Here is a 24,511-nt window from a genome sequence, read left to right on the forward strand (position 1 = left end):
TCACTCCCTCCTCAGTCTCGGGTTGAAGACCTCCTCCAGGCCGAGGTTGATGAAGAACAGCGCCGTGATGATGAGGGTTATGATCAGCCCGGGCGGAATGAACCACCACCACCAGCCGAACTGGAGGGCGTTGTAGGCTATGGCCCTCTGGAGGATGTTTCCGAGGGAGACCATTGTGGTTGGCCCGAGGCCTATGAAGTCGAGGGTCGCACTCGCGAGGATTGCACCGCTGAACTGCAGGATTCCGGCCATGAAGATGTAGGAGATCATGTTGGGCATTACCTCGGTGAAGATGATCTTGAGGTCGCTCAAACCGGCGAGCTTCGCGAGATGGACGAACTCCCTGTTCTTGAGCGAAAGGGTCTGACTTCTAACGGCCCTCGCGACCCAGGGCCAGCCCGTGAGGCCGATTATAACCGCCTGTATCTCCGGCGTTCTCGCGGACAGGTAGGCGGCGACGAGGATCAGGAGCACTATCGAGGGGATTACAAGCATTATGTTGGTGAACATCATGAGCAGCTCATCAACCCAGCCGCCCTTGTAGCCGGCGACGAGGCCTATCGTTATTCCCAGGGCGGTCCCTATCACCGCCGCGAGGAACGCTATCCACAGGCTGGTTCTCAAACCGTAGACAAGCCTCGCGTAGAGGTCCTGTCCGTTGATGTTCGTTCCCAGGATGTGGAGAACCCTGACCTCCTTTCCGGTGTACGTCGTGATGTTCTCGTGGCTCATCGGCGGTAGCGTTTTGGTGCCGTATGAGGCAATCGGGATCCCCTGGATCTTCTCGTAGTAGAGGCCGTTCCACGCGAAGGGTGTGAAGAGCGGGCCGATGAGTGCGAAGAGGATGAAGAACGCGAGTAAGCCGAATCCGAACTGGAACTTCCTGTTCCTGAAGGCGATCCTAACGACCTCTAACCTGCTTCTCCTCGCCATCCTCAACCCTCCGTGTAGCTCGCCCTGACGCGCGGGTCTATGAGGGCGTAGATTATGTCAATCAGGAAGTTGGCCGCGAGGACCGAGATTACGACGATGAGGAAAGCTCCCTGGAGGAGGAAGTAGTCCTGGTTGAGTGCCGCGTTCATTATGAGCACGCCGATTCCAGGGTAGTTGAAGACTATCTCCGTCGCAATCGCCCCGGCCACCATCATTCCGAGCTGTAGGGCCAGGCCTGTCACCTGGGGCAGGATGGCGTTCCTGTAGGCGTGCTTGGTCATTAGCTTCTCGCTCGCGCCGAGGGCCTCTAAATAGCGGACGTAATCCGCCTCAAGCTCGTAGATTATCATGTTCCGCATCCCAATCGCCCAGCTACCGATCATGACTATGAAGAGGCTCAGGAAGGGCAGAATCCAGTGTTTCAGAAAGCTCAGTATGAAGGTTAGAGAGAGGCTCGGGGTTAGATCGGGGGCGTAGGCACCAGAATAGGGGAGCCAGCCGAGTTTAACCCCCACAACGTAGACGAGAATCATGGCGAACCAGAAGTAGGGCATGCTCGCGAGGAAGTAGAAAACCGGCATCGTGTACCTGTCGTACCTCTTGTTTTTGCCGGCGATCGCGCCGAGCCAGTTTCCAACAACCCAGCTGGCCAGTATGGCCGGGAGGAGGATGGCTATGTCGTAGGGGAGGGCGTGCTTGATTATACTCGAAACCGGGGCGTTGTACAGCATGCTGTAGCCCAGGTCCCCGTGAAGGATGTTGACCCAGAAGTTCACGAACTGCTTCCACAGGGGCTGGTTCAACCCGTAGAGCTCCTCGTAGAACTTCACGAGGGATTCGCTCACCGCACCGCTCCTGCCCATCATCGCCTCGATCGGGTTCCCGGGCATGAGCCGCGGGAGCAGCCAGTTGATGGTCACGGCGAACACGAAGGTTATTCCGTACACGACGACCTTGCGCATGAGGTACTTCTTGAATCCCATCGCTTACCCTCCTGGTATCTTCATCAAAGTAAAGAAAAACGGGAGAGGTTTTACCTTCTCCGCCTCAGGAGCAGCGGCACGATTGCGAGACCGACCAGTGCGGCCGGCCCACAGAGCTTCCAGCCGCCCTTCTCGGAGGTTGTGGTTGAGCTGGGCGATGGCGAGGGCGTCGTTGAGGCCCCTCCCTGGGTCGTAGTTGTGGTTGTGCTCGTGGTGGCGCTGGCGGGTTTGACGCCGAGCAGCGCTAAGGCCGTTCCCCAGGTTCCGTACTTGGCCCAGAATATGGGCACGCCGTAGGGGTTCTTCTCGTTGGGCCAGTTGGTCCAGTACTGGGTGTTGGCCTCGTAGAAGAGCGTCGCCATGTAAACCGGAACGGCCGGGACGTCCTTGAGCCATATCTCGCTGAGCTCCTTTATGTACTGCGCCTCCTTGTTCGGGTCGGTGGTCTTGGCGAACTCGTCGAGTATCTGCTGGGCCTGCTCGTTGGTGTAGTTGCCGAAGTTAGCTGCACCGTCCTTGCTCATTAGGGCGTTGTAGACCGCGTAAGCGGTCGGCTGGAAGGTTCCGGCCCAGTGGAGGCCGAGGTCGAAGTCGCCCTTGTGGAACTTGTCCATCATTGCCCCCCAGTCGTACTTGTCGATGACGACCTTTATTCCGAGGGCGCTGAGCTGGTTCTGGATTATCTCGGCGGTCGAAATCCAGTCGGAACAGCCGGCGCAGGTGACGAGGTGCAACTCGATGACCTTGCCGTTGTAGGTTCTCCAGCCGTCTGAGTTCCTCTTCATGCCCAGCTGGTCGAGTATCTTGTTGGCCTCCGCTATGTCCCCGTACTTCCATCCGTACTGGCTGATCAGGCTCTCAAGACCGATCTTGTCGCCCCACTTCTGGAGGAGGCCCGTGCCAAAGGGTATCTCCGAGGGCTTTCCGCTGATCGGGCCGTTCTTGTTGATCTGCTCCGGGTTTATAGCCATCGCTATGGCGCGCCTGAACTGCGGGTTGTCCATCGGGGGCCTCTTGGTGTTGAAGTAGAGCAGAACGGGCGCGACGGGCGGGAAGTACGGCGGTTTATCGAGCCAGCTGACGAGATGCGGGTTCTGCTTCTTGGCCTGCACGATGTCTATGTAGTAGGTTCCGACGTCGAGGTCACCCTTGATGAACATGTTCGCGGCCTGGGAGTTGTCCTTAACGTAGAGCTGGATTATGTACTTCGGAGCGGGCTTGCCGAAGACCTTGTTGCCCCACCAGTCGTCGTTCCTCTCGAGGATGGCCTTCTGCTGCTGAACGACCTCCTTGAGCTTGTAGGGGCCAGAACCGACAAGATATTTCTGCTCGTCGCCGAGGAAGGTCATCTTCTTAACCTTGGCCGGATCGATGTCCTTGAAGATGTGCTCCGGGATTATGAGGGCGCCCTGTCCCCAGCCGTAGAAGAGCTGGAGCTGCCAGAGCTGGTAGTTTGGAGTGCCGTCGAAGATGAAATCAACGGTCCTGTCGTCGACGACCTTTATCTCCTTGAGGCCGAGCTTGGTCCAGTTCCTGATCCCTATCTTCTGGTAGTACTCGTAGGAGAACTTGACGTCCTCAGCAGTGAGCGGTTTTCCGTCCTGCCACTTGAGGTTCGGCCTCAGTTTGACCTCAAAGGTGTTTGAGTTTACCCACTTCCAGCTCTCGGCGAGCCAGGGCTTCAGTTCACCGGTCATGAAGTTCAGCATCGCGAGGGGTTCAAAGATGAGACCGTCAAGGCCGAGGATGTTGCCGCCCCAGAAGGGGTTGGCGTTGGTCGGCGGTGCGCTGTTTGCCGTGTAGAGCGTTTCGTTTCTCGGATACTCCGAGGCGCTCACGAACCCAAAACCAAAAACGCTGCCGAGCATCAGGGCCGCAAAGGCCACGGCCAGATACCTTTTCATAGTTCGTCACCTCATTATAAAGGATGTCAATTTTATAACATTCCCCGGTTCTATATAAGCTTTTTGGTAGACGGGTTTGTCCGGGAATGTATAATTTGTGGGCATTTTACAAGGCCCTGGGGAGCCGCCCCTCAAAAACTATAAAAGGCATGAAAACCACAAATCTTTCCAGAGTTATAACAGTGAGCGGTGAGACGGCATGTCAGGGTTCATCTGGGGTGTTGTGCAGTCGGCGTTTCAGTTCGAGATGGGCGACCCGCTGAGGAGGAACATCGACTCCAGGAGCGACTGGTGGGCGTGGGTCAGGGATCCCTTCAACATAAAGAACGATCTCGTAAGCGGCGACCTGCCCGAGGACGGGATAAACAACTACGACCTCTACGAGATAGACCACCGCCTCGCCAAGGACCTCGGGACGAACGCGTATCAGCTCACGATAGAGTGGAGCAGGATCTTTCCGTGCCCGACCTGGGGAGTTGAGGTGAAGGTTGAGAGGGACGGTTACGGCCTTATCAGGCGCGTTAAAGTGCCAAAGGAGGCACTCGAAGAGCTCGATCGGCTGGCAAACAGAAGAGAACTGCTCCACTACCGGGCCGTTCTCAGGAACCTCAAAAAGCTCGGCTTCACGACCTTCGTCACGCTGAACCACCAGACGCTGCCCCTCTGGGTTCACGATCCCCTCTGGACGAGGGCGGACTTCGATGGAAGTAAAGCCAGGGGCTGGGTTGACGAGGGGAGCATAATCGAGTTCGTTAAGTTCAGCGCCTACGTTGCCTGGAAGTTCTCCGACTTGGTTGACTTCTGGGCGACCTTCGACGAGCCGATGGTTACCGTCGAGCTCGGCTATCTGGCACCTTACGTCGGCTGGCCGCCTGGGATCCTCAATCCAGAGGCGGCCAAGCGCGTGATCATCAACCAGATGGTTGCCCACGCACGGGCCTACGATGCCATAAAGGAGCACACGAAGGCGCCGGTGGGGATAATCCTCAACATAATCCCGGCGTATCCCCTCGACCCCAGCGACGAGAGGGACGTGAAAGCGGCCGAGAACTACGATTACTTCCACAACAGGCTCTTCCTTGAGGCACTCAACAGGGGAAGGGTTGACCTCGACGTCAGCGGCGATCCCGTCAGGATAGACCACGTGAAGAGAAACGACTGGATAGGGAACAACTACTACACGAGGGAAGTGGTTAAGTGGGTTGAGCCGAGGTTCGAGGAGCTGCCGCTGATAAGCTTCGTGGGAGCGGAGGGCTACGGCTATTCGGGCGATCCCAACAGCGTCTCCCCAGACAACAACCCGACGAGCGACTTCGGCTGGGAGGTCTATCCGAGGGGCCTGTACGATTCAACCCTCGAGGCGAGCTCCTACGGAAAGCCGGTCTACATAACCGAGAACGGCATAGCGGACTCGAAGGACATACTCCGCCCGAGGTACATAGTTGAACATGTCGCGGCCATGCGCGAGGCGATTGAGGGCGGCGCGGACGTCAGGGGCTACTTCCACTGGGCTCTAACGGATAACTACGAGTGGGCGATGGGTTTTAAAATCCGCTTCGGACTCTACGAGGTCGATCTGCTCACCAAGGAGAGGATCCCGAGGAGAAGGAGCGTTGAAACTTACAAAAAGGTCATCGAGGAGGGGATCGAATGAAGACGATAGCGGTGGATGAGAGCACGTGGAAGAAGATAAAGATGCTCAAGGACAGGCTCGATGCGAGGTCCTACGACGAGGTTCTCCAGCGGCTCATAGAGGTCTGGCACCTGGTCGAGCTCGACAAGAAGGTTGATGATATCATTGTCAGCGAGGACGAGGCGGAGACCCTGCTCAACGTCCTTAAAAAGAAGAAGGGGAGTTGAAAATGCCCCTGCCGCAGGAGATAACCTTTGACAGCATCGCGCTCCTCAAGATGCACACCGCGAACAGGAAGAGGCAGCTCGAGATAACCCTCGCCAAGTTCACGGTCTACGTCCCTGTCCTGAGCCTGTACAACTACCTGGCCGCCAAGGCCTACCTGAAGAGGAACGTCGAGAGGGAACTCGGCCTGCTCAAGGAGATCTACAACGTCGTGCCCCTGAGCGATGAGATAATCGTCCGTGCGAGCAAGATCGAGGGATACCTGCTCCAGAGGGGCCTGGTCGTTGATCCTGAGGACGTTCTCGCGGCTTCGACGGCCATAACCACCAACAGCCTCCTCGTCACCGAGTCGCCCGAGAGGTACGAGCACATGAGGCAGTTCGGCCTCGACGTGATGCCCCTTGAGAAGTTCCTAAGGGAAATGGAGAGGATCGTGGAGCGGGAGCTCAGATAAGCCCGGCGAAAGGGGTTATGTGGAGGAAGAGCCCGGGCATGAAGCGCAGACCCTCCGCGTACCTCACCCCAATCTTTTCCCCGTAGAACTCCGCCACGGTTCTGAGGAATGGCTCCCACTTCTCCCAGACATCGTCCGTGAACTGGCTCCTGTGGGCCCTTATCGCCCTCAGCTTGAGCTCCATGAGCCCCGTTATATCAATGAAGTAGTTCGGCTTCGCCGTATAGTAAAAACCGAAGAGATCGACCTGGTGGGGCTTTATTCCGAGCTGGACGTCGCTCGGGACGACGTTGGGCAGCGGCGAGAAGGAGACCGCTTCAAGGGCAAGTTTTCCCGCGGTTACGTGGTCAGGATGGGCCTCGTAGGGCAGCCAGGGGTCGGGGGCAAGAACGGCATCTGGTCTCTCCCGCCTGAGGACTTTGATTATCTGATTCCTCGCCTCGACGGTGTAGGGGAGCTCCGTGTCCCTGTAACCGAGCCATATTATCCTCTCCACGCCGAGCATCCTCGCGCTCTCTTCCTCCTCGCGCTTCCTGATCAGGGCGAGTTCATGGGCGCTGACGTTTTCATCCGTCGTTCCCATCGAGCCGTCGGTGAGGCAGAGGTAGACGACCTCCTTTCCCATCTCGGTGAGTTTCCTTATCGTGCCCCCGAGACCGATTACGCAGTCGTCGGGATGGGGTTCGATGCAGAGAACCTTTTCAACGTCCTTAAAAGGATCCGAGAGGTCGAAGTCGAGAAGTGCGAGTAACTTTTCGAGCGAGGCCTCGAAGCTCAAAACCATCACCCGCTGTTATAAAATCCAAGGTTTTTATAATCATTTCGGTTTTCATAATAGGGGGTCAGGGCAGGGGAATCCTCTCGACCTCCATCCTGTCGAAGGTTGGGTACTCCTCCACGATGAAGAACCACACGTCGCCTTCGATGGCCTCGGCCAGCTCAACAGCGACCTCCTCGGGCATCTCGATCCTGCCCTTCTCCCTGTTTACGTAGAGCCACTCCTCCGGAACCTCGGCCTCGCTGACGAGGAACTCGTAGAGTCCGTCGAGGTCATCGTATTCAGCTATGCCGAAGCGGAGCGTTCCGTCCTCTGTGATCTCCATGTACGGCCTGGCAACGTTCCTCGCCATTCTCCTCAACCGGTTCCTTAGCTGGACGGCGTCCTTGAGCTTGGCCGTGCAGAGGTGGTAGCTCAGCGAGGTGTTCTCCTCGCCCCACTCGAGCAACTTAAGGCCGAGCTCAAGCGAGCCCTTTATCGCTGAGCTTTCGTCGCTTACCGGCTCGTAGCCCATGTCGAGCATGGTTTTAAGGGTAACCTCGCTGAACTCCAGCTCGTTCACGTTGAGGAACTTCGCGCCGAGGCTGTCGAGGAATTCGGCGTACCACTTCATCCTCTCGAACTGTCCGGGAATCGAGGGGATCTCCCCGCCGACGTCCCAGCCGAAGTCGAAGGCGTTCTTTATGTTCTCGATTTCCACCTTGAAGAGCTTCGAGTTCGGGTTGAAGAGATCTGGATGGAAGCGTATCTCATCTAAGCCCGCATCGTAGAGCTTCTCGAGGTTCTTCTTGGTCGCTAAAGCGCCGGTGGTGTAGAGGTGGACGTGAAAGTCCTCGCCAAAGTTCTCCTTGAGCGCGCGGATGTATTGAACCGTTCTGTCGAGCCTCGCGAGGGGGTCCCCGCCGGTGACGCCCGCGCCCTTTGCCTCCTGAATCATCGCCTCCTCGATGATGTCATCAACGCTCTTAACGGGCCTCTCGTTGGCGTAAACGACATCTTCCCTCCTCCAGGGGCTCAGCGGGCAGTAGAAGCAGTCCCTCGGGCACTTCCCTGTGGTGAAGAGGACGAGCTTCTCACCCCTAACGCAGAGCTGACAGCCCTTCGGAAGTTCCCTCACGGCGTACGAGAAGTAAGGGGTCTCCCATACCATAGCCCTCGCCAACCCTAACCCGGGGATAGGCCTTAAAAACGTTGGCGGGCAAAGTTGTCCGATGCCTATGAGGGAGAAGCCGAAGTACCTGCCCCCGACGCTCCGCGAGAAGCACCGCTACATAGCCTTCCAGCTGATTGGGGAGAGGCCCTTCCGGAAGGACGAGGTCAAGAAAGCCATCTGGGAGGCAAGCCTCTCAACGCTCGGTGTTCTCGGCTCGGCCAAAGCAAAGCCCTGGTTCATACGCTTCGACGAGAAGAGCCAGACCGGAATCGTCAGGGTTGACAGGAAGCATGTGGAAGAGCTCAGGTTTGCCCTAACCCTCGTGACGGAGATAAACGGCTCGAGGGCAATCTTCAGGACGCTTGGCGTTTCGGGAACGATAAAAAGGCTGAAGAGGAAGTTTTTAGCTGAATTCGGCTGGCGTTAGAGCAGGAAGGGCATCGCCTTGTCCACAGCGCCGGTGTAAACGAGCAGGTAGCGCCTGCAGGCCTTCTCCCAGGTGAAGTCCCTTCTCGCGCGCTTCTTGGCGTTCTCACGGAGCCTTGCGAGGGTTCCTTCATCGAGCTCTTTAGCCGAAACCATGGCCCTCGCGAGGGCAAAGGCGTCTCTCGGTGGGACGAGGATTCCGGTGGCGTTATCCGGGTCGGCGTTGAGGTCTATTATCGTGTCTTTGAGCCCCCCGACGGCGCTCGCTATTGGAATCGCCCCGAGGCACATCGCCTCGAGCTGAACCAATCCAAAGGGCTCAAAGTAAGACGGAATCACCACGAAGTCCACCGAGCCGTACAGCTCGCGGACGGTTTCCCTCGGCAGGACGTCGGTGATTACCCTGACGTTCTCCGGGAAGCGGTTCTCAACGGCTTTGGCCCAGGCCTCCAATCCGGGGTCGCCCTTGCCGACGATGATGAAGCGCATCTCCCTAAAAGCGGGATCGCCGGAGAGTATCTCTATCGCCCTGAGGAGCGTGTCAACGCCCTTCTGGGCCCTGTCGAAGCGGCCGATGAACATGAAGGCCCTTCCGTCGCTCAAACCGAAGCGCCCGAGGATTAGCCGTCTCCGCTCCTCCCTCGGTTTGTCGGCGTTCTCAAGGAGCTCCTCGCTCCAGAAGGAGCAGTCTATGCCGTTGAAGACGTGCGTCACCTTGCCGTCGAAGTTCCTGAAGAAGTCCCACTCCTCCCAGAGGTAGCTTTTGCTAACGGTCGTTACCGCGTCGGCTACGTAGCAGGCGGTGTGCTCGGGGTCTATTTCCGGATAAGGCGCGAGCTCGCCCAGGTTGGCCTCGTGGAAGTAGTGAGCCGGAATTTTGGCCTTGTTGAGCCTGTGGACCGTGAAAACGGCCCTAAGCGAGAAGTACTTCTTCAAAAGTCCGAGGGCAAAAACCGTGTGCCAGTCGTGGGCGTGAACGACATCGGGCTTGAAACCCTCGATGAGGTGGTTGAGCAGACCGGCCGAGGCTTTCCCGAAGAGGACGGCCTTCCGGAGGAGGGTCTCCCAGTCAGGATAGACGTCGGTGTCGAGAACGTCGCCGGAGAGCGTGTAAACCGTGACCCCGTTCTGCTCCCGCTTTCTGGCGGTTACCTCGACGGTTCTGCCCTCGAAGGAGAGCCTGAAAGTGAGGAAAGGCTCGCCGAGGTTCCGTCCGTGGTCGGGGGTGAAGACGATCACCTCGTTGCCCTTGGCCAATCCTTCGGCTATGTTGGTCACTGCCTCCGCCAGGCCGCCGACCTTGACGGGGAGGTACTCGAAGGATAGGAGGAGAACGCGCATAGGCATCACTCGAGGAGTATGAACTTCTCGCCCTCGACGTCCTCGAAGTAGCTCCCGATTCCGCCGACCTTGAGCTCCTTTCCGTTGTGTCTGAAGGTGACGTTCGCTGTCAGTGGAGTGTACTCGTAGGCGACTATCTCGCCGTCTATCGTCACGGGCTCCTTCGTGTCGATGATCCTGCCGACGATCTCTGCCCTCCTAGGAAGCCCGACGAAGCGTAGAACCGTGATGAGGGTCCGGATGTTGACAAGGGAGAGCGGCTTTGGAAGCTTCTCGTAGTTGAGGGGCTTGATGACCTCGCTGTTGTCGAAGTAGATGGTGTAGAACCAGTGCATGTAGTTCTGGATTATCCTCGGGCTCTTGGCCCAGAAGGAGTAGAACTTCTCCTTTCTGGTGTCCTGGGGCAGGGCACCGAAGAAGAGGGCGTAGTCTATGTCCCCGATTACCCAGCTGGCCATGAGCCACGGCGCCCCGCCGCTCCTTGCGAGGATTATGTTGTCGCCCCTCAGCCAGTCGGGAACGTCTTTGAAGTTGCTTATGATCACGAACACGACGTCCTTCCTGCCCTTTATCTCGTTCTTGAGGAGCTCGAGGAACTCCAGCGGGGTGTTGATCAGAACCTCGTGCTTCGCGCTTCTGATGACGTATTCTGCCCTCTCTATGGTGTTGTCAAAGCCCTGTATCGTCCATATCTCCGGCAGCTCCTCGCCGTGAACCTCGCGGTAGAGCTCGAGGAAGGCCTCTTTCAGGGCCTCTATGTCCTTTACAATCTCCTCCTTGATCTTTTCGAGTATCACCTCGGGATTGACCGGCTTGTAGAGCCTCGGCGTGCCCTGCATGACGTCGACGAAGCCCTTCCGGTGGAGCGAGCTCAGGACATCGTAGACCCTCGTGTGCGGAATGCCGCTCTCCTTCGTTATGTCGGTGGCCTTGCTCGGGCCGAGCTTGAGGAGCGTGATGTAGGCAACGCTCTCGTACTTCGTCAGGCCGAGCCTCTGGAGCTTTTCAATTATCTCATCTTCCCTCATCCCTTAACCCCCGACAAGCTTAAGTTCACTGGTACCAGTTTATTCATTACCAGTGATACAAAGGTGGTCGATGTGTATAAAACTTTCGGGTTCGTTGAGGATCCAGTCTTCGGGAGGCTCGCGAAGGTTGAGTTTTCAATTCCCTATCGCGGCGAGGAGTACGCCTATCTCCTCGGGAGCTTCAACGCCTTCAACGAGGGGAGCTTTAGGATGGAGAAGCGTGGAAACCGCTGGGCTGTGACGGTTCTCCTCCCCGAGGGCGTTTGGAGGTACGCGTTCTCGCTGGGGGGCAGGTTCGAGGTTGACCCCGAAAACGAAAGCACCGAAACCTATCGCAGGCCATCGTACAAGTTCGAGAAAACGGTCAGCGTCGCGAGGATTGCCGGCCCGGAGCTGGCCTATCACTCGCCTTCCCTCCTCCACCTTTACTCCTTCGGCGGGAGGGTTCACTTCATTCTCAGGGCGAGAAAAGATCGTCTGCACTCCGTTTTCCTTGTGATGGATGATGCGAGAATCGAGATGAGGAAGCGGGCGAGCGATGAGCTCTTCGACTACTTCGGGGTGGACGTTGGCGGGATTGAGGGGACGATCGAGTACTCGTTCGTGGGAGAGGGCAGGGAAGGGACTTTTGAGCTTGGCCCTTTTGAAGCCGTTCCGATGACACTTGAGGCCCCGGAGTGGCCGCTCGGAAGAGTTTTCTACCAGGTGATGCCCGATCGCTTCGCCGGCCGTTCTCTCGGTGACTCTGGGGATTTCTGCGGCGGTGACCTCTGGGGGCTGATTGAGAGGCTGGACCACATCACCGGACTGGGCTTCAACGCCCTCTATCTAACCCCGATCTTCGAGTCAACAACCTATCACGGCTACGACATCGTTGATTACTTCCACGTTTCCAGGAGACTTGGTGGGGATGAGGCCTTTGAGGCTCTCGTGGGGGAGCTGAGGAAAAGGAACGTCAGGCTGATCCTCGACGGGGTTTTTCATCACACCAGCTTCTTCCATCCGTACTTCCAGGACGTCGTTGAGAAGGGCGAAAAAAGCAGGTACGCAGGGTTTTACAGGGTTCTGGGCTTTCCAGTCGTCTCGGAGCGTTTTCTTGAGGTGCTGAACTCTGACCTGCCCCCCGGGGAGTTGGGGAAAGCCCTGAGGAAAGTCGGCTGGAACTACGAGAGCTTTTACTCCGTCTGGCTGATGCCGCGGCTGAACCACGATAACGAGGAGGTCTTTGAGTTCGTCGTTGGCGTTATGCGGCACTGGCTGGGCGGGGCGGATGGATGGAGGCTCGACGTGGCCCACGGCGTTCCCCCTGATTTCTGGGCAAGGGTGCGGGAGAGAGTGCCCTCATCAGCCTACCTGATCGGGGAGGTCATGGACGACGGGAGGCTTTACCTATTCCGGGGGTTCCACGGGGTCATGAACTACGCGCTCTACGACGCGATGCTCAGGTTCTTTGCCTTTGGCGAGACAACCGCCGAGGAGTTCCTGAACGAGCTCGAGCTCATCAGCGTTCGCTACGGGCCCGCCGAGTACTACGCCTACAACTTCCTCGACAACCACGACACTGAGCGCTTCCTCGACCTCGTTGGCGACGAGCGGATCTACCTCTGCGCCCTGGCCTTTCTGATGACCTACAAGGGCATTCCCGCTGTTTTCTACGGCGATGAGATCGGGCTGAGGGGCAGAAAGGGGGGAGGCCTCGACGTCGGGAGGACTCCGATGGACTGGGAGAGCGAAAACTGGAACCATAAAATACTGAAAACGACCGAAAAACTGGTCCGGCTCAGGAGGAACTCCAGGGCCCTCCAGGTGGGGACCTTCAGGCCCCTGTTCTTCAGGAGCAGGACGATGGTCTACGAAAGGGCCGCCGGCGATGAGGTCTTGATCGTTGCCATAAACTGCTCCGACGCCCCGGCTGAGGTTCCCCTCCCTGATGGGAGAGGGATTACCATCCCACCGCTGGCCTTCAGGATAATCGATGCCGGCCGATAATCGCAAGGTATATATATCACTGACGATGATACCTTATTGCCAAAATGCGGTGGGTGGTAAATATGAGAAAAGGACTCTTTACCCTGCTCCTGATTGGAGTTTTGCTCTTTGGTGTCGTGGCCAGCGGCTGCATTGGTGGTGGAGGTACAACCTCAAGCCCCTCAACGACTTCTTCGAGCTCATCATCACAGACGACCACTTCTCAGGCTCAGACCACAACCTCAACCTCCCAGACGACCACCTCACAGGCCACCACGACCTCGACGACCGAAATGACCACTACAACCACAACAACTACCACGACGACAACTACAACTACCACAACGACCACGGCTACCCCTGGCAAGAAGGTCACCATAGTCCTCTGGCACGCGATGGGTCAGGCCGAGGCCCAGACCTTCAAGGACCTCATCTCCGAGTTCGAGATCGAGCACCCGAACATCGACATAAAGATGGAGTACAAGGCCAACCTCGAAACCGCCCTAAAGGCTGCGATCCCCGCCGGCAAGGGACCGGATCTCTTCATCTGGGCCCACGACTGGATAGGGAAGTTCGCCGAGGGAGGCCTCCTCAAGCCCATAGACAGCTACGTTACCCCGAACTTCACCGAGAGCTTCATACCCCTTGCCCAGGATGCAATGCAGTACAAGGGGCACTACTACGGCGTTCCCTTCGCGGCCGAGACCGTTGCGCTGATATACAACAAGGACATGGTTCCGAACCCGCCCAAGAACTTCGACGAGATGAAGCAAATCATGGAGAAGTACTACGACCCCGACAACGGTAAGTACGGAATAGCCAGCCCCGTTGATCCGTACTTCCTCTCCGCCTGGGCTCAAGCCTTCGGCGGCTACTACTTCGACGACAAAACCGAGAAGCCCGGCCTGAACCTCTCGGCCACAATAGAGGGCTTCAAGTTCTTCTTCGACAACATCTGGCCGTACATGGCCCACACTACCGATTACAACTCCCAGGTTGATCTGTTCACGAGCGGAAACGCCCCGATGATGATCAACGGCCCCTGGAGCATCTCAGGGGTTAAGGAAGCCGGCATAAACTTCGGCGTCGTCCCGCTCCCGCCGATCAACAAGGACGGAAAGACCTACTACCCGAGGCCCTACGCGGGCGTTAAGCTGATCTACGTTACCGCCAACGCTCCCGACGACAAGATGCAGGCGATATGGGAGTTCCTCAAGTGGTTCTCCACGAGCGAGGACGTCGCGGTAACCCTCGCCCTCCAGAACGGCTACGTTCCTGTTCTCAAGAGCGTCGCCAACAACCCTGACATCACCAGCGACCCGGTCATAAGTGCGTACATGCAGGCCCTCCAGCACGCCTACCTGATGCCCAAGAGCACGAAGATGGCCGCGGTATGGGGTCCGGTCGGTCAGGCTATCACCGACTACATCGGCGGCAAGAAGACCCTTGAGCAGGCCCTGGAGGACGCCCAGAAGGAAATCCTGAAGGCGATAAGCAGCTGATCTCTTCTTTTTAACTTTCTTGAGAGGTGAAAGGGATGAGAAAGAGCACAGTTGCGGCACTAACGCTGATCCTTCCAGGCATAGCCGCGTTCCTCTTCTTCAACATCTACCCGATACTCTACTCGATCTACATCGCCTTCACGAACGCCCAGCTGGGGAACTTCCCGATTCAGACCCCCAACGCTCCGCCGCTGAAGTTCGTTGGTCTTGACAACTTCAGATGGGCCCTCAACGATCCTGGATTTAGATCGGCTTTCCTCTGGACCTGGATCTTCGTGGCGACCAGCGTCACCCTCAAGGTTCTGGCGGGAATTTTCCTCTCGATCCTCTACAACAGCAGGTACGTCATCGGGAAGTCCCTCTACAGGGCGCTCCTCATAGTTCCCTGGGCCCTTCCCCTCCTGTTCTCGATCACGGTCTGGCGCTTCATGTTCGATCCCATATTCGGGCCCATCAATATAATCCTCCGCGACTTTGGGGTCTCAAATCCCCCGGACTGGATAAACAACGCGACCTACGGCTTCATAGCCCTCAACATCATCGAGGTCTGGCTGGCCTATCCCTTCATGATGACGGTGATAACCTCGGCCCTTCAGTCGGTTCCGGACATACTGGTCGAGGCGGCCATAATAGACGGGGCCAACTACTGGCAGAGGCTCACTAAGGTCGTCATCCCAATAGTTAGCAAGCCGATAGCCTTCGCCACCATACTCACGAGCGCCGCCAGCTTCCAGTACTTCCTGGTTCCATTCCTCTACAACGGCACGCTCTTCGAGGACAGGTTCCTGCTCCTCTACGGCTACCAGAGGGCTTTTGGCGCTTCGATTCCCCATTACGGCAGAGCGGCGGCGGTTCTCTTCATAGCCACCCTGATCCTGGCCGTCTACATGTACATAAGCATGAAGATAACCAAACTGCAGGAGGGGGCTAGCTGATGTTCGATTTCCACTTCAGGAACCGGAGGGAGCTTTTTAAGGCCCTCCTCGCGACGGCCCTGGCGGTAATAGTCATGGGGATAATCCTCTTCCCCGTTTACTACATGTTCACGGTCTCGCTGAAACCTCAGGGAACGCTCGCCTCGACGTCCCTCGACATAATCCCGGACCACGTGACGCTCCAGAACTACAGGGAGGTCATGTTCGGCCACAAGGAGGCGACCGTGAAGACCAAGGTTTTCAACATAACCTCATCCAGGGGCAAGCTGCTCGGAACGGAGTACACCATAGAGTACACGGACGGTGTGCTCTACGGCAAGGCCTACATAAACACGCCCTTCAACCTCAAGTACGTGTCGCACATCAAGGTCGAGGGAGCCAACAAGAGCGTCGAAAACGGTCAGGTCAGGTACGTCAAGGGCGAGTTCGTTTCCATGGACGCGAAGAAGATAAGCTCCACCCAGGGCATCATCGGCAGGGTCTACCTCAAGGCCAGGGAGGTTAAAATAACCGTGAACGGCAAGACGAGCCTTCCACTCGAGGGGCTGACCAGAATCGACAACAACATCTACGTGGGCAAAAACGTCACCCTCAGGCTCTCCGGCAGGGTTAGGCTCGACTCCGAAAAAGGACACTTCGAGGCCAGGGACTTCTTCTACGTCTTCGTGAACCAGGTCGGCGGCGGCTTCTTCGGCTATCTCAAGAGAAGCCTGATCATAGCGTCCCTAACGGTCGTGCTGACGCTGCTCTTCGCGGTTCCAGCGGCTTACGCCTTCTCAAGGCTCAAGTTCTTCGGCAGGGAGCACATCCTGTACTTCTACCTGATGTTCACCCAGGTTGCCGGAGGACTGGGGATAGCGGGCTTGGTTGCCCTCTACGGAATGCTCGTTAAGCTCAACCTGACCAACAACATCTACGTCCTTCCCTTCATCTACGCCGCCGGTGGTGTCCCCTTCAACACGTGGCTCCTCAAGAGCTACCTCGACTCCATAAGCCCCGACTTCGACGAGGCGGCCCTCGTGGACGGTGCGAACTACCTCCAGATAATCTGGCACGTGCTCCTCCCGATGGCCCTGCCCGGAATAGCAACCGTTGCAATCTTCGCCTTCATCGGCGGCTGGACAGAGCTGATCCTCGCCAACCTGCTCCTCAATCAGGAGAACTACCCCCTGACGGTGTGGCTCTTCAGCATGCTCAACGACCTCAGGAACGTTTCATGGAACCAGTTCTCCGCGGCGGCACTGCTCTTCGCGCTCCCGGTGTTCATAATGTTCCTCCTCGCCCAGAACTACATCAAGAGCGGATTGACCGTTGGGGGTCTCAAGGAATGATTTCGTTTTTTACGACTTTGTCTATGGAGGTGTTGTGAGATGGTACGGTGGAATAGAAAAGTTGCCCTTTCCCTGCTCCTGATCGGGTTTATGATCGTGAGTGCATTCAGTGTGCACTTCGGCAGTGCCGATGAGACCAAGCCGAAGCCGCTCAACGTTATCATAGTCTGGCACCAGCATCAGCCCTTCTACTACGACCCCATCCTCAACGTTTACACGAGGCCCTGGGTGAGGCTCCACGCGGCCAACGACTACTGGAAGATGGCCCACTATCTAAGCGAGTATCCGGAAGTGCACGCGACCATAGACCTCTCCGGTTCTCTCATAGCCCAGATAGTGGACTACATGCACGGTAAGGAGGACACACTGCAGATCATCAGCTACAAGATCGCGAACGGAGCGCCGCTGAGCCTTGACGAGAAGTGGCAGGTTCTCCAGGTTCCCGGGGGCTTTTTCGACCACACCATTCCCTGGAACGGCGAGCCCGTTACCGATAAGGACGGAAACCCGACGAGGAAGATCTGGAAGCACTACACCGAGCTCAAGGACAAGCTCATGAACGCAAAGAAAAAGTACTCAAACCTGCCCCTGGAGGAGCAGAAGGTCAAGATAACGGGTGAATTCACGGAGCAGGACTACATAGATCTCGCCGTCTACTTCAACCTGGCCTGGATAGACTACGGCTACATCGTCAGCCACCCGGAGCTGAAGGCGATATACGACAGGGTTGATGAGGGCAACTACACGAGGGACGACCTTAAAACCGTCCTGAATGCTCAGATGTGGCTCCTCAACCACACCTTCGAGGAGCACGAGAGGATAAACCTCCTCCTCGGCAACGGGAACGTAGAGGTCACGGTCGTTCCCTACGCCCACCCGATAGGGCCGATTCTCAACGACTTCGGCTGGGAGAGGGACTTCGACGAGCAGGTTAAGAAGGCCGACGAGCTCTACCGCGAGTACCTCGGAAACGGCACCGTTACGCCCAGGGGAGGCTGGGCCGCCGAATCCGCGCTGAACGATGAAACACTGAAGATCCTCGCCGACAACGGCTGGCAGTGGGTCATGACGGACCAGATGGTCCTTGAGAGGATGGGAATCCCAAAGACGGTTGACAACTACTACCACCCCTGGGTGGCCCAGTTCGGCGACAAGAAGATATACCTCTTCCCGAGGAACCACGACCTCAGCGACAGGGTTGGCTTCCGCTACGCCGGCATGAACCAGTACCAGGCCGTTGAGGACTTCGTAAACGAGCTCCTCAAGATCCAGAAGCAGAACTACGACGGCTCGCTCGTCTACGTCGTAACCCTCGACGGCGAGAACCCGTGGGAGCACTACCCCTACGACGGCCAGCTCTTCCTCACCCAGCTCTACAAGCGGCTCACCGAACTGCAGGAGGAGGGCCTCATAAGAACGCTGACGCCGAGCGAGTACATCCAGCTCTACGGCGACAAGGCCAAGGTTCTAACGCCCAAGATGATGGAGCGCCTCGATTTCACCAGCGAGGAGCACGTTAAGGCCCTTCTGAAGGCCCAGAGCCTCAACGAGCTCTACGACATGGCGGGAATAAAGGAGGAGATGCAGTGGCCCGAGAGCAGCTGGATAGACGGAACGCTCTCGACGTGGATCGGTGAGCCCCAGGAGAACTACGCCTGGTACTGGCTTTACCTTGCCAGAAAGACCCTCATGGAGCACAACGCTTCGATGAGCCTTGCCAGGTGGGAGAACGCCAACGAATACCTCCTCAGGGCTGAGGGTAGCGACTGGTTCTGGTGGTACGGCAAGGACCAGGACAGCGGGCAGGACTACGCCTTTGACCGCTACTTCAAGGTTTACCTGTACGAGATCTACCGCCTCGCGAACGTAACCCCGCCGGATTACCTCTACGGCAACTACTACCCCGACGGCGAGCCCTACATAAGGCGGTCCCTCGACGGCCTCAAAGAGGGCCAGGTGAGGACTTACTCGAGCCTCTCACCCTTGGCCAAGAACGTCAGCGTTTACTTCGATGGCAAGGGGCTCCACTTCGTTCTAAACGGCAACCTGAGCGAGTTCGAGGTGAGCCTGTACGAGGTGAACAGGCGCGTTGGAAACACCTTCACCCTGCTCCAGAGCAGGCCGGACGAGCTGAGATACTCAACCTGGCCGTTCTCGAAGGACAGCGTTGGCCTGATGATAACCAAGCACATTCTGTATAGAAACGGCACTGCTGAAATCTACAACGCGACCGGCTACGATAACTCCACCCTCCTCGGCAACCTCACCGTTGAGAGAACCGGTGACTCTGTTGAAATCACCGTGCCCTTTGACTACATCGAGAGCCCCAGCGACTTCTACTTCGCAGTTTCGACCGTGAGGAACGGCAGCCTTGAAACGATAAGCACCCCCGTCGAGCTCAAACTCCCCACTCAGGTCAAGGGCGTTGTCATAGCGGACATCAAGGATCCCGAGGGAGACGATCACGGTCCTGGAACCTACACCTACCCGACGGACAAGGTCTTCAAGCCCGGCGTCTTCGATCTCCTCCGCTTCAGGCTCCTCGAGGGCACCGACGACTACATCATGGAGTTCTACTTCAAGAACCTCGGCGACAACCCCTGGAATGGACCGAACGGATTCAGCCTTCAGATCATCGAGGTTTACCTCGACTACAAGCCCGGCGGAAACACTTCTGCAATAAAGATGTTCCCCGACGGTCCGGGGGCAAACGTTGACCTCGATCCGGACCATCCGTGGGACGTGGCCTTCAGAATTGCGGGCTGGGACTACGGCAACCTGATCGTCCTGCCGAACGGAACGGTTTACCAGGGTGAGATGCAGATCTCTGCCGATCCAACCAAGAACGCCATAATAGTCAAGGTCCCGAAGAAGTACATCAAGATCGACGAGGATTACGGCCTTTGGGGAGACGTTCTAACTGGATCGCAGGATGGCTATGGTCCGGACAAGTGGAGGCCGGTGGCCGTTAAGGCCGAGCAGTGGAAGGTCGGAGGCGGAGATCCAGACGCTATCATAGCGGGCGTTGAACCAAGGGTGATGGACGAGCTCGTTCCGCCCGGCTTCAAGCCTACTCAGGAGGAGCAGCTGAGCTCTTATGATGCAGAGAAAGGAAAGCGCGCAACCGTAAAGGCGATCCCGCTCCTCAAGACGGGAATAGTCGTTAAGGATCCAGAGGGTGACGATCACGGTCCTGGAACCTACACCTACCCGACCGACCCGGTCTTCGTTCCGGGCGCATTCGACCTCCTCAAGTTCAGGATGGTGAACGAGAGCGACTGCTGGCGCCTTGAGTTCTACTTCAAGAACCTCGGCGACAACCCCTGGAATGGACCGAACGGCTTCAGCCTGCAGATAATCGAAGCCTACTTCGACTTCAAGGACGGAGGCAACACCTCGGCAATAAAGATGTATCCAGACGGCCCCGGCGCCAACGTCGACCTCGATCCAAAGCACCCGTGGGATCTCGCGCTCAGGATCGCCGGCTGGGACTACGGCAACCTGATCGTTCTCCCGAACGGAACGGTTTACCAGGGCGAAATGAAGATCTCCGCCGATCCAACCAAGAACGCGATAATCGTGGAGCTCCCGAAGAGGTACCTCCGGGTCAGTCCGGAGTACGGCCTCTACGCCTCGATACTCACTGGAAGCCAAGACGGCTATGGCCCGGACAAGTGGAGGCCTGTGGCCGTTAAGGCCGAGCAGTGGAAGGTCGGGGGCGGAGACCCCGATGCAATCATAGCCGGCGTCGAGCCAAGGGTGATGGACGAGCTCGTTCCGCCCGGCTTCAAACCCACTCAGGAGCAGCAGCTGAGCTCTTATGATGCAGAGAAAGGAAAGAGGGCCACCGTGTTAATGATAACCCTCATCAAGGGCACCTCCACCGGAGGGGGCACGACAACAACCACGACCACAACGACTACCACCACAACCACGACTTCTAGCACAACTACGACTACGACGACCACTTCATCCGGTGGCTCGGGTTCTGGGCCGACGACCACGACCACTACAACGACGACTACAAGCACCACAACTACCACGACAACAACGACCGCCGCTACCACAACCACAACGACCACTACCTCCTCGAAGGGCGGCTGGAAGCTCTGCGGGCCGGCCCTGATAGTTGGCCTCGCAATAATCCCGCTCCTCCTCAGGAGGAGGCTTTGACCTTTCCCCATTTTTGGAGGTGATACAATGGCCGAAGTCGTGCTCAAGGGCGTGTGGAAGCAGTTTGGCGAGGTAACCGCGGTCAGAGACATGAACCTTCACGTTAGGGATGGTGAGTTTATGATTTTGCTTGGTCCGAGTGGGTGTGGGAAGACGACGACGCTTAGGATGATAGCAGGCCTAGAAGAACCTACGAAGGGGCGGATTTTTATTGGGGGTCAGCTTGTTGCGGATCCGGAGAAGGGGATCTTCGTCCCGCCGAAGGACAGGGATATTGCCATGGTTTTTCAGAGTTATGCCCTCTATCCTCACATGACGGTTTATGATAATATAGCCTTTCCTCTTAAGCTTAGGAGGGTTCCTAGACAGGAGATTGATCAACGCGTTAGGGAAGTTGCGGAAATGTTGGGTCTTGCTGGGCTTTTGAATAGGAAGCCGAGGGAGTTGAGTGGTGGGCAGCGGCAGAGGGTTGCTTTGGGTAGGGCTATTGTTAGGAAGCCTAAGGTTTTTCTTATGGATGAGCCGTTGAGTAATCTTGACGCTAAGCTTCGTGTGAGGATGCGTGCTGAGTTGAAGAAGTTGCAGAGGCAGCTTGGGGTTACGACGATTTATGTGACGCATGATCAGGTTGAGGCTATGACGATGGGTGATAGGATTGCTGTGATTAATCAGGGTGTTCTTCAGCAGGTTGGGACGCCTGAGGAAGTTTACAACAAACCAGCCAACACATTCGTTGCCGGCTTCATAGGCTCACCACCAATGAACTTCCTGGACGCCACCATAACCGAGGACGGTTTTGCCGACTTCGGCGAGTTCAAGCTCAAACTCCTCCCGGACCAGTTCGAAGTCCTCAGGGAGAGGAACCTCATCGGAAAGGAAGTGATCTTTGGGATAAGGCCGGAGGACATCTACGACGCCATGTTCGCCCAGGTTAAGATACCGGGGGAGAACATGACCAGGGCCATCGTGGAGATCATCGAGAACCTCGGAAGCGAGAAGATAGTCCACCTCCGCGTTGGTAGCGTTACATTCCTCGGCTCCTTCAGGGCGGAGTCGAAGGTAAAGGAAGGCCAGGAAGTCGATGTGGTCTTCGACATGCGCAGGGCTCACGTTTTCGAGAAGAACGGAAAGGCAATCTTTTAAACTCCCCCTTCCCCTTTTCTCCATGCTCGAGAAACTGGCGGAGTTCATAGCCGAGAACTTCCCGCGGGGAAAGGCGGTAGAGCTTGGCATAGGCTTCCAGACGAAGGTGGCCCTAAGGCTGACCGAGCTCGGTTACGACGTTCTGGCGATAGACTGGAACGAAGAAGCGGTCGAGAACGCGAGGAAAGCCGGCATAAAAGCGGTCCGCGACGACCTCTTCAGGCCAAGGGTCAGCCTTTACAGGGACGCGGTCCTTCTTTACTCCGTAAGACCGACGCCCGAGATAATGAAGCCCATCGTCGAGCTGAGCAGAAAGACCGGTGTTCCCCTCGTGATTCTGCCCCTGAGCGGTGACTCCGTGCCCAAACAGATGAGGCTCGTGAACTACAAAGGACTGGCAATATACGTTTATAAGCCGTGAGCGAACTAAAGCCGGTGGTGGTATGAGGCTCTTTGGCACCGCGGGAATTAGGGGGAGGCTCTGGGAGAAGGTGACGCCCGAGCTTGCGTTGAAGGTCGGAATGGCCGTTGGAACATACAAGAGGGGAAAAGCCGTCGTCGCGAGGGACGGGAGGACCTCAAGCATCATGTTCAAGAACGCGGTGATAAGTGGCTTACTCGCGAGCGGAATGGAGGTTTTAGATGCCGATTTGATTCCAACTCCAGCTTTAGCATGGGCAACGAGGGAGCACGGCGACGCGGGGGTTATGATTACGGCAAGTCATAACCCTCCGACCGACAACGGGATAAAGGTCTTCAACGGCGACGGGACCGAGTTCTACGTCGAGCAGGAGAGGGAGCTTGAGGGGATAATCTTCTCAGGGAACTTCAAAAAAGCGGAGTGGAACGAGATTAAAACGGTTAAACCCCTCGACGTTATAGACGACTACATCGGAGCGGTTCTCGACTTCGTGAACCACGAGACGAACCTTAAAGTCCTCTACGACGGGGCCAACGGCTCAGGAAGCGTTTTAGCGCCTTACCTGCTCCGCGAGATGGGAGCTAAGGTTATAAGCGTGAACGCCCACGTTGATGGCCACTTCCCGGGAAGGAAGCCAGAGCCCCGCTATGAAAACATCGCCTACCTCGGGGAGCTTGTTAAAGAACTCGGCGTCGATTTGGCTATAGCGCAGGACGGCGACGCCGACAGGATAGCGGTCTTCGACGAGAAGGGTAACTACGTTGACGAGGACACGGTAATAGCGCTCTTCGCCAGGCACTACGTTGAAGAAAACGGCGGGGGAACGGTTGTTACGTCGATAAACACCGGGTCGAGGATAGATGAGGTGGTTGAAAAGGCCGGAGGAAAGGTTGTACGCGTTCCCCTCGGCCAGCCCCACGACGGCATAAAGAAATATGGAGCCATCTTCGCCGGCGAACCCTGGAAGCTTGTGCACCCGAGGTTCGGCAACTGGATTGACAGCTTCGTGACGATGGCGCTCCTGATTAAGATGATTGACGAGAAAGGCCCCCTCTCGAAGCTCGTCTCGGAGATTCCGGTCTATTACCTGAGGAAGGAAAACGTCCCGTGCCCGGACGAGCTCAAGGGGAAGGTCGTCGAGAGGGCCAGAGAAGAGCTTGAGAAGGCCTTAGGGGAAGAAATCAAAGAAATTCTCACGATTTCGGGCTACCGCTTCCAGCTGAGGGACGGCTCGTGGGTTCTCGTCAGGCCGAGCGGGACGGAGCCGAAGATTCGCGTCGTCGTCGAGGGACCGAGCGAAAAAAGAAGGGACGAGCTCTTCGAGTTAGCTTATAAAACGGTTGCAAAAGAAGTGGAAAAGCTCAAACGAAGCGCGCGGGTCGAAGGGTTCTGACTGCTATTTCCCTTTTGTCTATCATGACCTTGAAGCCCTCCTTGGCGACGTAGGTCTTGACGCCGGTCACCGTTTCGATGTACTTTGCCTCCTTGTAGGGGTTGGCGAAGTGCATCTTCATGCCGATGTGGCTCATTATCAGGACTTCGGGCTTTTTCTCCATGCTCTTGAGCATCTCAACGGCATCGTCGGTGCTGAGGTGGTAGGGAATCCCCATATCCCTCGGGCGCGTTATCGCCGCTATGAGAACCCTCGCCCCGTCGTGCCACTCTATAAGGCCGTCAAAGTAGGCCGTGTCCGGGATGTAGGAGATGTCGCCGTAGGCGGTCTTCATGCGGAAGCCGATGGTTGTGGGGTCCGAGTGCTGGCTCGGCGTTATGAGGAACTCCTCCTCGCCTATCGCTATCTTGTTGCCCGGCTCTGGCGTGTGGACGCTCTCAAGGACCTCTATGTGGTACTTGCTTATCGCAGGCGTATGAGTCTCGTCGCCGTAGACGACGCTCTTCGAAGCTATGAGCACTCCCCTCTTCTTGAGCGCACCGCCGGTCATGGCCTCGACCATGACCTCGAGGTCGTTGCAGTGGTCGACGTGCCTGTGGGAGACGAAGATAGCATCGAGCCTTCTCGGGTCGAGCTTGTAGCGCCAGCTCCTGACGAGCGCTCCCGGTCCGGGGTCGACGTAAACGTTCCTGCTCGCCCTTATGTGGAATCCCCCGGTGGAGCGGAACTGGGTTATTGTGATGAACCTCCCGCCCCCGCTCCCGAGGAAGGTTATCTCTATCACTCC

The 24,511-nt window shown here is 57.1% G+C and carries 20 protein-coding genes; 12 read left to right on the forward strand and 8 right to left on the reverse strand.

Annotated features, from left to right (window positions below):
- From TAM4_RS11135 to TAM4_RS11145, 3 genes are read right to left on the reverse strand one after another with little or no spacing between them, the layout of a single operon-like run.
- On the reverse strand, window positions 1-933 hold the full coding sequence (locus tag TAM4_RS11135; protein WP_014123331.1) for an ABC transporter permease: 933 nt from the start codon (window positions 931-933) through the stop codon (window positions 1-3).
- Window positions 934-935: 2 nt separating this feature from the next.
- Window positions 936-1,916, reverse strand: a complete 981-nt coding sequence (locus TAM4_RS11140; RefSeq protein WP_014123332.1) for an ABC transporter permease — start codon at window positions 1,914-1,916, stop codon at window positions 936-938.
- A 50-nt stretch (window positions 1,917-1,966) separates the two neighbouring features.
- Window positions 1,967-3,820 carry an ABC transporter substrate-binding protein gene (locus TAM4_RS11145; RefSeq protein ID WP_014123333.1) on the reverse strand — a complete coding sequence of 618 codons (1,854 nt, stop codon included), beginning with the start codon at window positions 3,818-3,820 and terminating at the stop codon, window positions 1,967-1,969.
- Window positions 3,821-4,019: 199 nt separating this feature from the next.
- Between TAM4_RS11145 and bgaS the strand changes: the two genes are divergently transcribed.
- From bgaS to TAM4_RS11160, 3 genes are read left to right on the forward strand one after another with little or no spacing between them, the layout of a single operon-like run.
- Window positions 4,020-5,474: a beta-galactosidase BgaS gene (bgaS, locus tag TAM4_RS11150; protein ID WP_014123334.1), complete on the forward strand. Its 1,455-nt coding sequence runs from the start codon at window positions 4,020-4,022 to the stop codon at window positions 5,472-5,474.
- Window positions 5,471-5,680, forward strand: a complete 210-nt coding sequence (locus tag TAM4_RS11155; protein ID WP_014123335.1) for a hypothetical protein — start codon at window positions 5,471-5,473, stop codon at window positions 5,678-5,680. The genes bgaS and TAM4_RS11155 overlap by 4 nt, the downstream gene beginning before the upstream one ends.
- A gap of 2 nt (window positions 5,681-5,682) precedes the next feature.
- On the forward strand, window positions 5,683-6,132 hold the full coding sequence (locus TAM4_RS11160) for a type II toxin-antitoxin system VapC family toxin (protein ID WP_014123336.1): 450 nt from the start codon (window positions 5,683-5,685) through the stop codon (window positions 6,130-6,132).
- On the opposite strand, the gene TAM4_RS11165 is transcribed toward TAM4_RS11160, so the two are convergent.
- On the reverse strand, window positions 6,125-6,916 hold the full coding sequence (locus TAM4_RS11165) for a PIG-L deacetylase family protein (RefSeq protein ID WP_048150735.1): 792 nt from the start codon (window positions 6,914-6,916) through the stop codon (window positions 6,125-6,127). The genes TAM4_RS11160 and TAM4_RS11165 overlap by 8 nt on opposite strands.
- Window positions 6,917-6,974: 58 nt before the next feature.
- Entirely contained in the window at window positions 6,975-8,060 is a 1,086-nt protein-coding gene (locus TAM4_RS11170) for a radical SAM protein (protein WP_014123338.1), read from the reverse strand.
- 67 nt (window positions 8,061-8,127) lie between these two features.
- On the opposite strand from TAM4_RS11170, the gene TAM4_RS11175 reads away from it, so the two are divergent.
- Complete coding sequence (locus TAM4_RS11175; RefSeq protein WP_014123339.1) at window positions 8,128-8,490, forward strand: ribonuclease P protein component 2; 363 nt, start codon at window positions 8,128-8,130, stop codon at window positions 8,488-8,490.
- On the opposite strand, the gene TAM4_RS11180 is transcribed toward TAM4_RS11175, so the two are convergent.
- Both TAM4_RS11180 and trmBL1 read right to left on the reverse strand, forming a co-directional pair.
- Complete coding sequence (locus tag TAM4_RS11180; RefSeq protein ID WP_014123340.1) at window positions 8,487-9,830, reverse strand: glycogen synthase; 1,344 nt, start codon at window positions 9,828-9,830, stop codon at window positions 8,487-8,489. The genes TAM4_RS11175 and TAM4_RS11180 overlap by 4 nt on opposite strands.
- A 5-nt stretch (window positions 9,831-9,835) precedes the next feature.
- The gene (trmBL1, locus tag TAM4_RS11185; protein WP_014123341.1) at window positions 9,836-10,858 is read right to left on the reverse strand and encodes an HTH-type sugar sensing transcriptional regulator TrmBL1; all 1,023 of its coding nucleotides are present in this window, start codon (window positions 10,856-10,858) and stop codon (window positions 9,836-9,838) included.
- A gap of 72 nt (window positions 10,859-10,930) precedes the next feature.
- On the opposite strand from trmBL1, the gene TAM4_RS11190 reads away from it, so the two are divergent.
- The 8 genes from TAM4_RS11190 (at window position 10,931) to glmM (ending at window position 23,724) form a co-directional block, all read left to right on the forward strand.
- Window positions 10,931-12,847, forward strand: coding sequence for an alpha amylase N-terminal ig-like domain-containing protein (locus TAM4_RS11190; protein WP_014123342.1), 1,917 nt, complete (start codon window positions 10,931-10,933; stop codon window positions 12,845-12,847).
- A 62-nt stretch (window positions 12,848-12,909) separates the two neighbouring features.
- Window positions 12,910-14,328, forward strand: coding sequence for an extracellular solute-binding protein (locus TAM4_RS11195; protein ID WP_014123343.1), 1,419 nt, complete (start codon window positions 12,910-12,912; stop codon window positions 14,326-14,328).
- 35 nt (window positions 14,329-14,363) lie between these two features.
- Window positions 14,364-15,263, forward strand: a complete 900-nt coding sequence (locus tag TAM4_RS11200; protein WP_014123344.1) for a carbohydrate ABC transporter permease — start codon at window positions 14,364-14,366, stop codon at window positions 15,261-15,263.
- A complete protein-coding gene (locus TAM4_RS11205; protein ID WP_014123345.1) occupies window positions 15,263-16,594 on the forward strand; it encodes a sugar ABC transporter permease in 1,332 nt (443 codons plus the stop codon). The genes TAM4_RS11200 and TAM4_RS11205 overlap by 1 nt, the downstream gene beginning before the upstream one ends.
- 39 nt (window positions 16,595-16,633) lie before the next feature.
- Entirely contained in the window at window positions 16,634-20,767 is a 4,134-nt protein-coding gene (locus tag TAM4_RS11210) for a glucodextranase DOMON-like domain-containing protein (RefSeq protein ID WP_014123346.1), read from the forward strand.
- Window positions 20,768-20,794: 27 nt separating this feature from the next.
- Window positions 20,795-21,910 (forward strand): ABC transporter ATP-binding protein, encoded by a 1,116-nt coding sequence (locus tag TAM4_RS11215; protein ID WP_014123347.1) that lies wholly within the window; start codon window positions 20,795-20,797, stop codon window positions 21,908-21,910.
- Between the two features lie 22 nt (window positions 21,911-21,932).
- Window positions 21,933-22,331, forward strand: coding sequence for a UPF0146 family protein (locus TAM4_RS11220; RefSeq protein WP_014123348.1), 399 nt, complete (start codon window positions 21,933-21,935; stop codon window positions 22,329-22,331).
- A gap of 22 nt (window positions 22,332-22,353) precedes the next feature.
- Window positions 22,354-23,724, forward strand: a complete 1,371-nt coding sequence (gene glmM / locus TAM4_RS11225; protein ID WP_014123349.1) for a phosphoglucosamine mutase — start codon at window positions 22,354-22,356, stop codon at window positions 23,722-23,724.
- On the opposite strand, the gene TAM4_RS11230 is transcribed toward glmM, so the two are convergent.
- Window positions 23,693-24,508, reverse strand: coding sequence for an MBL fold metallo-hydrolase (locus tag TAM4_RS11230; protein WP_014123350.1), 816 nt, complete (start codon window positions 24,506-24,508; stop codon window positions 23,693-23,695). The genes glmM and TAM4_RS11230 overlap by 32 nt on opposite strands.
- Window positions 24,509-24,511 lie beyond the last annotated feature (3 nt).

It is taken from the genome of Thermococcus sp. AM4, assembly GCF_000151205.2.
Classification (GTDB): Archaea; Methanobacteriota_B; Thermococci; order Thermococcales; family Thermococcaceae; genus Thermococcus.